The sequence below is a fragment of the Peptostreptococcus canis genome, from assembly GCF_014229965.1.
Lineage (GTDB): Bacteria > Bacillota > Clostridia > Peptostreptococcales > Peptostreptococcaceae > Peptostreptococcus > Peptostreptococcus canis.
Genome location: NZ_JABGBW010000001.1, coordinates 597,348 through 611,838, shown reverse-complemented (window position 1 = coordinate 611,838; position 14,491 = coordinate 597,348). Strand labels below are relative to the sequence as shown.

Genomic DNA, 14,491 nt, shown 5'->3' with positions numbered 1-14,491 from the left:
CATCCTTATGTCTAAATTAATATAAATTTATAATAATCTATAACTTGATATTTTATTAATTAAGTCTATATTAATTTAATGAACATAGATTTTCATATAATTTTTTAGACAAATTACTCCATGATAATTGAGAAATATCTATATATTTTCCCCTATTTGAATATTCACATCTATATTTAACTGCTTCAAATATTGCTTTTCTTAAATTTTGCTCGAATTCATTTATATCTTCATCATAGGGTGTTGAAACACTTTTCATTCTGGGAAGTTTCACATACTGAATCAAACCACTGCTATTAATCTCATCACCTATCCATTCTTTAATCCCCGGTATATCAGTCGTAATTACATAATTACCGCATGAAAGCGCCTCCAATATTACCAATGGAAGACCTTCATAAAATGAAGGAAGGACAAATATATCACTATTATTTAGTATTTGGGATAATTCATTTTGATTTACTCTACCGGTAAATATTATTTTAACCTCGCTTTGAAGTGCTAATTTTTTTATATAATTTACTTCTTCTTTATTACTTCCATCTCCAACAATCATTAATTCAATTTGATTTTTAAACTCTCTTTTTTCGTTGTCTAAAGCATTAATAAGCTGAATTAGTCCTTTGCTATAAGATATTTTTCCCACATAAGTTAACTTTATTGTACCTTCTTTTTTATATCCTTTATTATAAAAAATAGTGTTATCAAATCCACTTCCCAACACTACTATTTTTTTACTATCAACGCAGTATACTTTTTCTATCTGATTAGCTTGCTCTTTATGAAGAGCAAATACCATGTCAAGTTTTTTTATATTATCTAATATAAATTGTTTTTGAAAGTTATTACTTAGAATTTGCCTTATACAGGTACCATGACAAATAGATACGACTTTTTTATTAGGATATTTATTTCTCACTATAGATGTCACAAAATACAAATGATGACATAAAATTATATCCGGTTTAAAATCATCTATAGCATTTTCCAAAATTTTTTCGAACTCTTCTTTTATATGTTTGGCCTGAGTTTCAGTTATGTCACTGTATTTCGTACTATTATACGGCATATTATCACTCATACCGGGTACATCAAAATCTAAAACACCTTTATTATATATCATAGGATAAATATCTATCCTGTTATCAAATTTTTCATAAATTTTTTCAATTGAATCACACAAATCAATTCCTATTATTAGTGCTTGCTCCGATGAAAATTGCATCATTCCTTTAATAAGCCCACTTAAATATATTCCACTTCCTGTAGAATCGGGTTTTTGAGCGCTTATATGCAAAATTTTCATATCAATATTACTCCTTTACACACTCAAATATTACAGATGTACAATCATCCATATCCTTGAATCTAGGTATAAATCTTACCTTTTCTTCATCGTTTTCAAATTCTCTAAGTACAGATAACATATATGCTAAACCTTTTTCAAAACTTTTATCCAATAGTTCGCTTTCTTCAACCATTTTATATTTTTCAGAAAGTGCATGATACCCATCTGTAGCCATCATAAATTTCGTATTATCGTTTAATTCTATTGTGCCTTTTAAAGCCTTATCTACTGCTTTTTCATCAAAACTTAAAATCCAATACCCTTCATCAGTATTATATTTTAGTCTATTTTCTATTATTTGCATTTTTACCATATTTCTGATTTCGGATATATGAATATACCCGAAATCATTTAAGTTTTTCATAGACTCAAAAACCTGTTCATCTAGTTTTGACACACTTTCATCTGCTATCCTCGGAATCTTTTCATCATTTGTATATATTCTACAATCGCCTAATACCAAATAATGCATTTTTTCCCCATCTAATTTGACTATTGCTATTGATGCAGACGGATGCTCTATCTTTGCCAGATCTGAAAAACCTATCCCATAGTCCCTAAATAAATTGGAAGTAAAATCTTCTCTTACCTTTTTAATTCCCTTTTTTATAAGTTCATCGATTTCTATATCCGCAGTTGCATTTTCTCTAAGATAATTATCCCACCAATAAGAATACCATCTTGCATCTGTGTGATCGGGCATATGGTTAGTCCTGCTTAGACCTGTTGCACCGTCTATTATCCACACATAATTTTCGTTAAAACCGCTTATATCTTCATTGTATACATTTGTACCCGGCGTACATAATGCTTTAATATTAATTATTTTATAACTCATATCTCTTTCCCTTTTTATTTTTTAAAATGTAAATTAAAATGCTATCAAAAAATTCCTGTATATTTTATTATAACATGTATTTAGCTTAAATAGCACATTTATATATTTTAAAAATTACTATTATTTTTTGCAGGAAAAAGGAGCCAGATAAAATAATCATAGCTCCTTTTATATATTATAGTGATTGATCAGGCGTTTTAAATACTATTTTTTATAATACGGCATAATTCATCCGTAAATTCTTTAGTAGAGGCATTACCTCCCAAATCAACTGTTATAACCTTTCCTTCTTTAAATATTTTTTTTAATCCATTTTCTATTAATATTGCCGCTTTATGCTCTCCTATATATCTTAACATCATAACGGCCGATTGAATAATAGCAGTTGGATTTGCAATTCCCTTTCCTGCTATTTGCGGTGCACTTCCATGCACTGCTTCAAATATAGCGTAGTCTTTTCCTATATTTGCGCTTGGAATTATGCCTAAACCACCTACCAGACCTGCCCCTAAATCAGAAAGTATATCTCCATATAGATTTGGCATTACCAATACATTAAATAATTCTGGATTTAACACAAGATTCATTGCTGCAGCATCCACTATTACATCATCGCAATAAATATCTTCACCATCTCTTGTTATTCCATTTTTGTTACAAATTTCATCAAAAACTTTTAGAAACAATCCATCTGATATTTTCATTATATTTGCTTTATGTACACATGACAATCTTTTATAATCATTGTCTTTTGTGTATTTACAAGCAAAGTCCACTATCCTTTCACTTGCATCTCTGGTTATCAACTTAATACTTTCGCCCGCATAGTCACCAATTTTATGTTCTATCCCGGCATATAAATCTTCAGTATTTTCTCTTATAATTGTAAAATCAATATCTGAATATCTGGATTTTATTCCATCAAAACTCTTTATTGGCCTTACATTTGCATAAAGGTTTAATTCTTTCCTAAGAGCTACATTTACTGATCTAAAACCCTTTCCAACAGGAGTCGTAATGGGACCTTTTATTGCGATTTTATTCTTTTTTATACTTTCAATAACGTATTCGGGAAGTGGTGTTTTATATTTATCTATTACTTTTTCACCGGCAATCATTTCTTCCCAATTTATCTCAACTCCTGCTGTTTCAACTACTTTTTTCATTGATTCAGTCACTTCAAGACCTATTCCGTCACCTGGAATTAGCGTAATATCATACATTATTCACTAACTCCTTTCCTAAATTTTATGCTATTTAGTTTACCACCTGCTAATAACATATCAATTTCTTTCTCATTAAATACCGCCAATACATTGAAAGATATATTTTTACTTTTATCTCTAACTAATAGTTTACCATTTTTTATTCCATCAAAAATATTATCTATTTCCATATCATCCATTTGATCTATCTTCTTGTAATCTTCAGGATTTTCAAATTCCATAGGTATAATTCCGCTATTAATCAAATTTGCTTTATGTATTCTCGCAAAACTTTTGGCAATCACACCTTTTATTCCGAGTTGCAAAGGAGCCAATGCGGCATGTTCTCTAGATGAGCCTTGACCATAATTTTCTCCTCCAACTATAAATCCTCCTGGATTTTGCTTTGCCTTATCTGCAAAACCTTCATCAATAGTACTAAAACAGAAATTGGATAGGTATGGTATATTGCTTCTAAAAGGCAATAATTTTGCATTAGAAGGCATAATATGATCAGTTGTAATATTATCATCTGTCTTTATTATAATTTTTCCTTCCAACTTATCAACCAGCCTTGAATTTAATGGAAATGGTTTGATATTAGGCCCTCTAATAACTTCAATTTCATCAACATTATCACTTGGTTTAATAATCATACTGTCATCTACTAAAAATTTATCGACCTTTATATCAGAAAAATCAACATTAAAATCTATATCCCTCGGGTCTGTTAAATAACCTGTGATAGCTGTTACCGCTGCTACCTCAGGACTAGATAAATATACACTGGCTGAGTTTGTCCCACTTCTTCCGTAAAAATTTCTATTAAAAGTTCTAACACTCACTGCATCTGTTCCCGGCGATTGTCCCATACCGATACATGGTCCACATGAGGTTTCCAATATTCTAGCTCCGGATGATATTATATCTCCTAAAGCACCGTTTCTGGCAATCATCTCCATTACCTGCCTGGAACCGGGAGCTATGACAAGGCTTACATTATCAGCAACTTTTCTTCCCTTAAGTATCTTAGAAACTTTCATTAAGTCTTCATAAGACGAATTTGTACAACTTCCAATTGCAACCTGATCAACTTTCACTTTTCCTATTTCTCTACAGGTTTTTATATTATCCGGGCTATGAGGTGCTGCTACCATGGGTTCAAGACGTGATAAATCTATTTTTATTATCTCGTCGTAAACTGCATCTTTATCAGCTTTTAACTCCAACCAGTCTTGTTCTCTTCCCTGTGCTTTAAAATATTCTTTTGTCTTTTCATCACTTGGAAAAATAGATGTAGTGGCCCCGAGTTCCGCTCCCATATTAGTGATAGTCGCTCTTTGTGGTACTGAAAGATTTTTTACTCCCTCTCCTCCATATTCGTATATCTTTCCAACTCCACCTTTTACGGTTTGTCTTCTCAACACCTCAAGAATTATATCTTTGGATGTGACCATTGGACTGAGTCTTCCGGACAATTCAACCTTTACCACCTTAGGTACTTTTATATAATACGGCTCTCCTGCCATAGCTAAAGCCACATCAAGCCCTCCAGCACCTATTGCCAGCATTCCGACACCACCTGCTGTAGGTGTATGACTATCAGAGCCTAACAATGTGTCTCCGGGAACTGAAAATCTTTCTAAATTCACCTGATGACATATCCCATTTCCCGGTTTTGAGAAATATATTCCATATTTATTTGCAACAGTCTGGATATACTTATGATCATCTGCATTTTCAAACCCTTGCTGTAACATATTGTGATCAATATACGCTACAGATCGCTTTGTCTTTACTCTGTCTATTTCCATTGCTTCCAACTGCAAATATGCCATCGTACCGGTAGAATCCTGAGTCAATGTTCTGTCTATTTTTATACCGGCTGTGGTTCCTGATAACAATTCGCCTTCCACTAAATGAGCTGAAAGTATCTTATCTACTATATTTTTCCCCAATCAAATCACCTTCTCTTTAGATTATTTATTTTCAAGATTAATTATATGGTATCTTTATATTTATCACATAATTTTATTGATATTTTCTATATAATTCTATGAAGTTCTTCTCCCCTAGCTCTTAATAAATCCTTATAAATAGATACTATTTCTTTATCAAATAAAGATCTTTTCAGTTTCACAGATGTGCTTCTTATCTGTTCTAACATAGTAACAGAATCAGAGTCGCTTAATTCTATATCATATTCCAAAAACTTATTTACTATAGCAGCTTTACCAGAATGCTTACCAATTACTATCTGTCTTTCCAATCCTACCTCAGAGGGATCAAAAGCCTCATAGTTTTTTGGATCTTTTAAAGCTCCATCTGCATGAATTCCTGACTCATGTCTAAACATATTGCTTCCGACAATAGCTTTCCAAGCAGGCAATTCTCTACCAGATGCTCTGGATACATATTCAGATAACTCCTTAAATCTTCTGGTATCTATCTTTGAATCAAACTTTAATACGTGTATTAAAGCCATCAATACTTCTTCCAAAGCAGCATTTCCGGCCCTTTCACCCAAGCCGTTAACTGTAACTCCCACATAATTAGCACCACCCAATACTCCACCTATAGCATTAGCTGTAGCCATTCCAAAATCATTATGAGTATGCATTTCTATATCAAATTTAGTAGCATTATATATATTTTCTATTTTTTTTCTTATTGTGAAAGGATCCATTACTCCGACTGTATCACAAAATCTAAATCTATCGGCACCTGCTTTTTTTGCACATTCAATAAATTCTATCAGAAAGTCTTCATCTGCCCTTGAAGCGTCTTCACCATTTACTGATACATATAGTCCATTTTTTTTGGCATATTCAGTAGCCTTCACCATCTGTTCCAAAACCCATTCCCTAGATGTCTTTAGTTTATTTTGAATATGTATATCTGACACTGATATGGAGATGGCAACCGCATCAACTCCACAATCTATACTTTGTTGAATATCTCCTATAACAGCTCTATTCCATGCCATAATACTGGATTTAAGATTCTTTTTCACTATCTGTTTTATAGCTTCTTTTTCATCTCCTCCCATCGTAGGAATTCCAACTTCCAATTGATTAATACCTAAGTCACTTAGCATTTCTGCAATCATAAGTTTTTCACTATTGGCAAAAACTACCCCCGCCGTCTGTTCACCATCTCTTAAAGTTGTGTCTACAAATTTTAATTCTTTGCCTTTTATCTTATCAATCACACACATAATATCCTCCATTCTTGCAAGTTATAAATCATTTCTTGCAATTTATTATAAATACATTATATTCTATCAACAAGGATAAAACAAGCCTTTTTCTCACTTTTTTGCAATTTCTACAAAAATAACATTCATTTTTTTATTATAAAAACGATTTTTATTATTTTTTATTGTTTTTTTTGCAACTTTTATTAAATATCAATTCATTTATTTATTTTAAATAAATGAATTAAAAACCCTGTAAAATTTCATTTTTTTGTTTTTTTTAAAATTTATATGATTTTTTCTTTATTAATTTATGCCTAAATTAAACAACAATAAACGTATAATTCCCGACTGCTCACTAATTATATATAAAATCATAAAAACAAAATAATATTATACTGCCTTTTATTTTCCAAGGAGCAAAAAATTAACGTCAATCAAAATGAATACTATACTAATATATGATATAATAATTTATTATAACTTTTACAGGAGGATATATGAATTTCGTAAAATACAATATAGACTATTCATTAGTAGACAAATTAAAGAAATTTGGAATTAATTCACCTACCGAAATACAAGGACTTGTGATTCCCAAAATAAAAGAAAAATATAACATAATTGCAGAATCAGAAACCGGCTCTGGAAAGACATTATCATTTTTAATTCCTTTAATTGACGGTTTGATAAAAAATCATCACAACACAGTTTTGATTCTTGCGCCCACAAGAGAACTGGTACTACAGATTTCTAATGAAGCAAAAAAACTATGTAAAGATTTTAATTTAAATGTACTTCCAATTTACGGTGGCAAAGATATAAAATCTCAAATCAACAAACTTAACCATAAAATTGACATTATAATAGCAACTCCGGGAAGGTTCATCGATCACATAAATAGAAAAACTATAGACTTGTCATTTATAGATGTCTTGGTTATCGATGAGGCTGATCAAATGCTTCTAATGGGCTTTAAAAATGAAGTTGATTTTATTGAATCAAAAACAGCTCAAAATAAACTTACCTTGCTATTTTCTGCAACTGTCAATTCAAAAGTAAAAAAAATGGCTTATAAATATTCTGATAATTTTCTATATATATCAGCTAAAGGGAAAAATAATATTCCGGAATTAATAGAACAAGAATTTATATTTACTACCGATAGAAATAAATTTGATGATTTATGTAGAATTATTAACAGGGATAATCCATTTATGGCAATTATTTTTTGCAGAACTAAATCAAGAGTCGATAATCTTGAGATGAAATTATCCCAGGCCGGATATAACTGCGATAAAATACATAGTGATATAAGTCAGGCAAAGCGTGAACGAATAATGAAAAATTTTAAAGATTTAAAAACACAATTTTTGATTTCAACTGACTTATCTTCTCGAGGGATTGATATTAGTGGAATAACTCATATATATAACTATGACTTTCCCGAAAGAGCCGAGGACTACATACATAGAATCGGAAGAACCGGTAGAATAGGAAAAGAAGGAAAATCTTGTTCTTTCATTACCAAAAAAAACAAAAACATATATGAAGAGATACAAAATTTATTAACTTAAAATACAATTAATTACAACTCTATCAGATTATTGGTATAAAATAAATTTAGGTAAATATTAAAGACGAGCGAAATATAATAATTCGCCCGTCTTTTTATATTCGACCTTATCAAATCAAACAATATTTTATATAGTATAAACTTATACTTCTGCTACCCACAATCCATGTAAGTTACAATATTCATAAGCTGCAATAACCTTATCATCTTCCGCAATAGTAAATACCGCTTCCGGTTCATCAGTGTGAGCTAAATCAACTCTCTGAACACCCTTTTCAGTTAAAAGTACGATAAAAGTTATCAGATGTTTTTCAGTCATTGGATGAGCAACGCTTCCAACTTTAACAGTAACTTTATTGCCTTCTACTTCAACTACCGGAACATGCTTTTCACCAGCACCATCAGAAGAATTAGCTTTAAGCAATTCCATCTCCTGATCACAACAGACTAATGTTCCTGGTCCTTCAACCAATAATTCTACTACCTGTCCACATAAATTACATTTATAAAATTTTAGTTCTCTTGCCATGTTATTATCCTCCATATTATCTATTACACTTTGAACAAATACCTTTTAATATTATATAACTTGAATTTACTTTTACATTATTATCTAAAAATTCGCTTTCATATTTAAAAGAATCAAATTTTATATCTATAATATCTCCACATTTTTCACATATGAAGTGATCATGCTCTTCCAAATTCCCATCAAATCTTACAGGATCACCAGGTATGTTCACTTTTTTGATAAATCCATGTTCTTCAAGCTGGGTAAGATTTCTATATACTGTTCCCAAACTTAAATTTGGATTTTCCTTTTTTAAATTTTCATATATATTATCTGCAGTAAGGTGTCTATTGCTACTAATAACTTCTTTTAAAATCATTTCTCTTTGTTTAGAAAATTTCATAACAACACACCTTTCTTACTCATCAATTCTTATTTCCAACTTTCATCCTTTACTCTGAAAAATGCCTGTGGATGTTTACATACCGGACATAGCTTTGGAGATTTTTTTGATACATGAAGATGTCCACAATTGATACACTGCCATACTACAACTTCATCTTTTTCAAAAATTTTTCCATCTTTTAAATTTTGAAGAAGAGTTCTATATCTTTCTTCATGTGCCTTTTCTATTGCTGCTACTCCTTCGAATAATCTTGCTATTTCATTAAACCCTTCTTCTTTAGCATCTTTTGCAAAGCCGGCATACATGTCTGTCCATTCATAGTTTTCACCTTCAGCAGCATCTAATAGATTTTCTTCTGTAGTTGGAACTTCTCCACCATGTAATGCCTTAAACCATAACTTAGCATGCTCTTTTTCATTATCAGCTGTTTCTATAAATATCTCAGCTATATGATTATATCCTTCTTTCTTTGCCTGAGAAGCATAGTAAGTATATTTATTTCTTGCCATTGATTCTCCTGCAAAACCTTCCTGCAAATTCTTTTCCGTTTTAGTTCCTTTTAACTCGATTGCCATCTTAAATTCCTCCTTAAAGCAATATTATTTTTATTAAACATCTTAGAAACTAGTAATAGTTACTATTATTGTTATATATAAATTATACTCTCAATTATAATTAATGTCAACACCTTTTCTCAATAATTTTACTTATTTTCCAATATATACGATACTTATTCTCAATCAACTTTTTCTCAATTAATATTAAAAAATATAAAACCTTATTAAATTATATACCCTTATAATAAACATCAAAACATTTTAAAATATTTAATTATATATTTTTCATATATTGCTGATATTCGGAAATATTTTATAATAGGCATAAAATCATCAAAAAACAATAATAAGAATCCTGCTTATAGAAAAAATTAATACAAAAAAGAGCAGTATCATAAATTCATATGACACTGCTGTATAAACTGTGGTTTTAATTTTCTTAAACGTTATTTGACAAAAAACCGAAAAATAGCTATTTTTCTTCCTGCCTGTGGTTACATATTTCATATAATTCTTTTTCAATATTCTTTGAAAGTGAATTTTCACCACCTACAACAATAATATCTTGAATACTTTTGTTTTCACTTATAAAATTCATAATTTCTTTACCTAAAGAATCCTTCTTTGATAAAATTAATACCCCCCTTGAATGAGTTGTTAATGGTATTGATGAAAGTGAATCTGGAAAATCCGTTCCAGATGCGATTACAAGAGTTTTTATCTCTTGATTGGGCAATAATTTTTTTATTTCATTTGCTATTTTCAATGAAGTTTCATATCTATCTTTACCAGAAAGTCTATTCTCTTCTGATGTTAACTGTGGAACTGAATTTAATCCACCAAACACATATTTAGCTCCATGAGATGCATTAATCTCATTATATGGTAAAAAACGCGTAGGATTAAATTTATCATTATAGTAAATAAACGGTCCGGCACATAGCGAATCTGCAAACATATATCCATTTGATAATGATACATCATCTTCTCCAACTGTACCAAAATAAGTATTTATTTTTTCTTTGTTAATCAGATCGGCAGTTTCAAATCTGTTTTTTCCACTTATTCTGTTTACAATAAATCCCGACTTTTTCAATTCTGATTCTATATTTAAAGATATAGAATCAATCCCCCCTAAAATTGTTATATTTTTTGTATCAAGACTTGCTAATGTATCTTTTATATCTTTAGTCAACTTATCTTTTGGAGATAATATTAAAGAGCTATTTTTTAGAGATACAAGAGGTCCCCCATATAAAGCATCTGTAAAATTTTCTCCACTCGTAATGAAAATAGTATCATTTTTTTTATAAGAACTCTTTGCTATTTTTATGGAAGTTCTATATCTATCTTCACCAGCTATTCTCAATATTTGTATATCTTTCTTATTATTTAGATCATTTTCCTGTTCCAAAGCATATACAGGAATAACTGTAAAAATAAATAAAAATGTCAACGTAATCACTAAAAAATTTTTTTTAATGTTTTTTAATTCCATAACTACCTCCTAAAAAAACTCACATGCTCTGTAAACTTAAATTAAAATTGAGAACTTTAAAGGTTCTGTAACACAATATTTTTAACACAAATCAAATTACTCTCAAAAATAACATCGTTTCCGTCTTTAAAGTTACACAAAAAAATCACACAATATATTTGTTTGAAATTTATCAATATTAGCAATAATTGTTGAACATTCTTTAGTAAAATCTATAATATTTTATATATTGCTTTAAAAATATTGTGTTTTTTCCATATTTAGTTTACAAAGTCAACTAATAATTTAAATTAACCATATTTTAAATGTAACATGTCACTATACTTAAATAATAACATACATTTCAAAAAATGCAATATAAAACTCATATATTCTAAAAAAATATATTTTTTTAGAATATATCTTTTAAAAATAAACCAATAATAAAAAATCAATCTATTAATTTAAGAAAATAAAAACCGAAAATCTTCTACATCAATTTTTACTTTCATTGATATTTTTTCAAAAAATAAATACAAGTCAAATTCGTTATATAATTAAGTCACAACACAAAAAACTTAAAGTAGATTTGTAACATCTTCAAAAATTAGTATAACATAAATATTGGAAATAAGTTATAAAAATCCACAAAAATTATTTTAATTCTAAATTTTTTTTGATATTCTGGAATATTTTATAATAGGCATAAAATCATCAAAAAACAATAATAAGAATCTTGATTAGAAGAAAAAATTAATACGAAAAAAGAGCAGTATCATAAATTCATATGACACTGCTGTATAAACTGTGGTTTTAATTTTCTTAAACGTTATTTGACAAAAAACCTAATTATCAAATTATTCTGGTATTATCATAACTGTACACTTGGCATGTTTTAAAACATAATTTGTACACGAACCTATTATTCTGTTGAAACCTTTCTTTGTTGATTTAGTCATAACAATTACATCAATATCTTCATCTTCTGATCTTTTGATAATTTCATCACCAGCATACCCAAATCCAAAGAATAGTTCTACATTATAACCCTTCATAATATTTCTTGCTCTTTCCAGTAACTCTTTACCGAATTTTTCAGAAGTCTTTATTTCATCGCTTATAGAAATTCCGTCGATAAATACAAGTTCCTTAATATGGATTATTTCCACCTCAACCTGATCTGGATCATAAGTCTCCTTAACGAATTCCAATGAATGCATACTTCTCTCTGTTCCGTCAATTGGTATAAGTATTCTCTTTAATTTCATAAAAACACGTCCTTTCATAGAATGAATATGATAAATAAGTAATTGTTCTTACTTATATTATAAAGCTTTCGCAATATTTAGTCAAATCAAATAATAAAAAATATTTTTTATATAATATATATTACACTTTTATATTTAAATCAAATATTCTTTTAACTTTTTTTATAAAAAATATCTCAATTACTAACTTTAAAAATTAATAATTGAGATATAAAATGCTACTCTTATCTTTAAAATATTTATTTAACTTTTTTTGCTTCTTAAACTATAAATTTGTCTCGATTTTTCTAAAACTTATTAAAAATCCTATTAGACCTGCAATAAATGAAGGAATAACCCAATTAAACCCTAACCCTGCTAAAGGTAATGCATTGATAAAGTCTAAAGCCGGAATCCTTGTAGAAAGTAAAGATATTGTACTAATTATAACCGACATGCCGGCTGAAAATTTATATACTAAATCACTCTTTATTTTATCTCTTACAAAAGCCAACAAAATAAGAACTATTGATGGCGGATATACTATAGTAAGAATTGGAACTGCAACTTTCACTAAACCTTTTACTCCTAAAGTTGCTGCAGCAGCAGAGAATATACATATAAACAAAACACATTTAGCATAGCTAATTTTTTCTTTTGATATCATTGAAAGATATTCAGCTGTTGCAGAGGTAAGACCGATTGAGGTTGTAAGACAAGCAAGAGAAACAGCGATTGCGAGTATTGCTGTACCGGTATTCCCAAGCAACATCTTAGTTATATTTACTATAACTTTCGATTGTTGCACATCCATTCCATACATCGTAGAAACAGTAGATCCTAAATAGGTTAAACCTCCATATATTAAACCAAGTCCAACACAAGCTATAATACCTGCTTTTATTAATATTTTGACCTGCTGTTTAGGTTCAGTATATCCTTTATTTGCAAGCGTAAGCATAAGCACAGAACCAACAGCAATGGATACAAAACAGTCCATAGTCTGATATCCATCCATTATTCCTTTTTTAAATACTCCATCAATCATAGGATTTTGTATTGGCTGACCTATTGGTGATATTACACCCTTAATAATTATTATTGAAAGTGCTATTATTAAAAATGGTGTTAATATCTGTCCTACTATATCAATTACCTTAGAAGGTCTCACAGTAAGTATAAATGTTAATGTAAAGAATACTATTGCAACCAATATAATTGGAATTCCTTCTCCAAATAATGGTGTGATTCCCATTTCATAAGTTGTGGCACCGGTTCTAGGTATAACTAACAATGGACCCACACACATTATATCAGCAAAACTCAGCAGAATCGCAGGAATTTTACCTATTCTACCAAATAATACCATTATCTCTCCGCGTACCAATGCTATAGCTATAACTGCTAAAAGTGCTAATCCTGCATCTGCAAACGTAAATCCTGCGAATGCAGTAAACCATTTAGGCCCTGATATAATACCTAAATATGGAGGGAATATTAAATTTCCAGCTCCGAAAAACATTGCAAATAGTGCAAAACCAAATGTAAAAATGTCTTTTACACTTCTCTTGTTATCCATACTTTTCCTCCTTTATTTTATTTCACCTAATAATATAAATTAATAATAAAATATTAATTCTTTTAACTTATATCTTATTATAATTTTAATTTTATAAAGTTGTCAAGCTATTATTATATAATTATATTGATTTTGTTATTTTTTATACTGTTCAGCAAATTTGTAAAAACACATGTAAATTCTTTATTTTTTAGCAATTATACCTTTATAACAAATTTATAAATAAATAAATACCGATTATTTTAATTTTTTTATTTTTTTAAATTGTAAATACTTATTTACACTTGTTTTTTTTAAAAAATAAAGCGATAGACATTTTATTTTTTTTAAAATAATAACAAATGTCAATTTTTAATAATATAATAACATTTTTATTTTATTTATTTTTTAACACTATTCTTACATATATTTTGTATATTATAATTAATTCCTGTTATATATAACTAATAATAGAATATACCTTATAAAAATAGCGTTGAGGGTAATCCAGTATCCTAATGGATAGTAATTACCTTCAACGCTACAATAAATATTTTATTAAAATTATAGTA

12 protein-coding genes are annotated in these 14,491 nt (G+C 29.1%); 1 reads left to right on the top strand and 11 read right to left on the bottom strand.

Translation table 11 applies throughout. The features are described from left to right. Nucleotides 1-70 precede the first annotated feature (70 nt). The 5 genes from HLB29_RS02870 to nifV form a co-directional block, all read right to left on the bottom strand. Nucleotides 71-1,306: a glycosyltransferase family 4 protein gene (locus HLB29_RS02870; RefSeq protein WP_185623616.1), complete on the bottom strand. Its 1,236-nt coding sequence runs from the start codon at nucleotides 1,304-1,306 to the stop codon at nucleotides 71-73. A 7-nt stretch (nucleotides 1,307-1,313) separates the two neighbouring features. Continuing rightward, a complete protein-coding gene (locus HLB29_RS02865) occupies nucleotides 1,314-2,186 on the bottom strand; it encodes a hypothetical protein (protein ID WP_185623615.1) in 873 nt (290 codons plus the stop codon). A 197-nt stretch (nucleotides 2,187-2,383) separates the two neighbouring features. Then, entirely contained in the window at nucleotides 2,384-3,409 is a 1,026-nt protein-coding gene (locus tag HLB29_RS02860; protein ID WP_185623614.1) for an isocitrate/isopropylmalate dehydrogenase family protein, read from the bottom strand. After that, complete coding sequence (locus HLB29_RS02855) at nucleotides 3,409-5,349, bottom strand: aconitate hydratase (protein WP_185623613.1); 1,941 nt, start codon at nucleotides 5,347-5,349, stop codon at nucleotides 3,409-3,411. The genes HLB29_RS02860 and HLB29_RS02855 overlap by 1 nt, the downstream gene beginning before the upstream one ends. A gap of 86 nt (nucleotides 5,350-5,435) precedes the next feature. Next, nucleotides 5,436-6,608 (bottom strand): homocitrate synthase, encoded by a 1,173-nt coding sequence (gene nifV / locus HLB29_RS02850; protein ID WP_185623612.1) that lies wholly within the window; start codon nucleotides 6,606-6,608, stop codon nucleotides 5,436-5,438. Nucleotides 6,609-7,087: 479 nt separating this feature from the next. On the opposite strand from nifV, the gene HLB29_RS02845 reads away from it, so the two are divergent. After that, on the top strand, nucleotides 7,088-8,164 hold the full coding sequence (locus HLB29_RS02845; protein ID WP_185623611.1) for a DEAD/DEAH box helicase: 1,077 nt from the start codon (nucleotides 7,088-7,090) through the stop codon (nucleotides 8,162-8,164). 141 nt (nucleotides 8,165-8,305) lie between these two features. On the opposite strand, the gene HLB29_RS02840 is transcribed toward HLB29_RS02845, so the two are convergent. From HLB29_RS02840 to brnQ, 6 genes are all read right to left on the bottom strand, one after another. After that, a complete protein-coding gene (locus HLB29_RS02840; protein ID WP_185623610.1) occupies nucleotides 8,306-8,692 on the bottom strand; it encodes a desulfoferrodoxin in 387 nt (128 codons plus the stop codon). 16 nt (nucleotides 8,693-8,708) lie between these two features. Then, nucleotides 8,709-9,077, bottom strand: a complete 369-nt coding sequence (locus tag HLB29_RS02835; protein ID WP_185623609.1) for a Fur family transcriptional regulator — start codon at nucleotides 9,075-9,077, stop codon at nucleotides 8,709-8,711. 29 nt (nucleotides 9,078-9,106) lie between these two features. After that, nucleotides 9,107-9,655 carry a rubrerythrin gene (gene rbr / locus HLB29_RS02830; protein WP_207719495.1) on the bottom strand — a complete coding sequence of 183 codons (549 nt, stop codon included), beginning with the start codon at nucleotides 9,653-9,655 and terminating at the stop codon, nucleotides 9,107-9,109. Between the two features lie 454 nt (nucleotides 9,656-10,109). Beyond that, the gene (locus HLB29_RS02825; RefSeq protein WP_185623608.1) at nucleotides 10,110-11,135 is read right to left on the bottom strand and encodes a cell wall-binding repeat-containing protein; all 1,026 of its coding nucleotides are present in this window, start codon (nucleotides 11,133-11,135) and stop codon (nucleotides 10,110-10,112) included. Between the two features lie 836 nt (nucleotides 11,136-11,971). Next, a complete protein-coding gene (locus tag HLB29_RS02820) occupies nucleotides 11,972-12,382 on the bottom strand; it encodes a universal stress protein (RefSeq protein ID WP_185623607.1) in 411 nt (136 codons plus the stop codon). A gap of 265 nt (nucleotides 12,383-12,647) precedes the next feature. Beyond that, entirely contained in the window at nucleotides 12,648-13,940 is a 1,293-nt protein-coding gene (gene brnQ, locus HLB29_RS02815) for a branched-chain amino acid transport system II carrier protein (RefSeq protein WP_185623606.1), read from the bottom strand. Nucleotides 13,941-14,491 lie beyond the last annotated feature (551 nt).

Coding starts and splice junctions, on each gene's coding strand:
- HLB29_RS02870 (WP_185623616.1), bottom strand. CDS start 1,306: ATGAAAATTTTGCATATAAGCGCTCAAAAACCCGATTCTACAGGAAGT.
- HLB29_RS02865 (WP_185623615.1), bottom strand. CDS start 2,186: ATGAGTTATAAAATAATTAATATTAAAGCATTATGTACGCCGGGTACA.
- HLB29_RS02860 (WP_185623614.1), bottom strand. CDS start 3,409: ATGTATGATATTACGCTAATTCCAGGTGACGGAATAGGTCTTGAAGTG.
- nifV (WP_185623612.1), bottom strand. CDS start 6,608: ATGTGTGTGATTGATAAGATAAAAGGCAAAGAATTAAAATTTGTAGAC.
- HLB29_RS02845 (WP_185623611.1), top strand. CDS start 7,088: ATGAATTTCGTAAAATACAATATAGACTATTCATTAGTAGACAAATTA.
- HLB29_RS02840 (WP_185623610.1), bottom strand. CDS start 8,692: ATGGCAAGAGAACTAAAATTTTATAAATGTAATTTATGTGGACAGGTA.
- HLB29_RS02835 (WP_185623609.1), bottom strand. CDS start 9,077: ATGAAATTTTCTAAACAAAGAGAAATGATTTTAAAAGAAGTTATTAGT.
- rbr (WP_207719495.1), bottom strand. CDS start 9,655: ATGGCAATCGAGTTAAAAGGAACTAAAACGGAAAAGAATTTGCAGGAA.
- HLB29_RS02825 (WP_185623608.1), bottom strand. CDS start 11,135: ATGGAATTAAAAAACATTAAAAAAAATTTTTTAGTGATTACGTTGACA.
- HLB29_RS02820 (WP_185623607.1), bottom strand. CDS start 12,382: ATGAAATTAAAGAGAATACTTATACCAATTGACGGAACAGAGAGAAGT.
- brnQ (WP_185623606.1), bottom strand. CDS start 13,940: ATGGATAACAAGAGAAGTGTAAAAGACATTTTTACATTTGGTTTTGCA.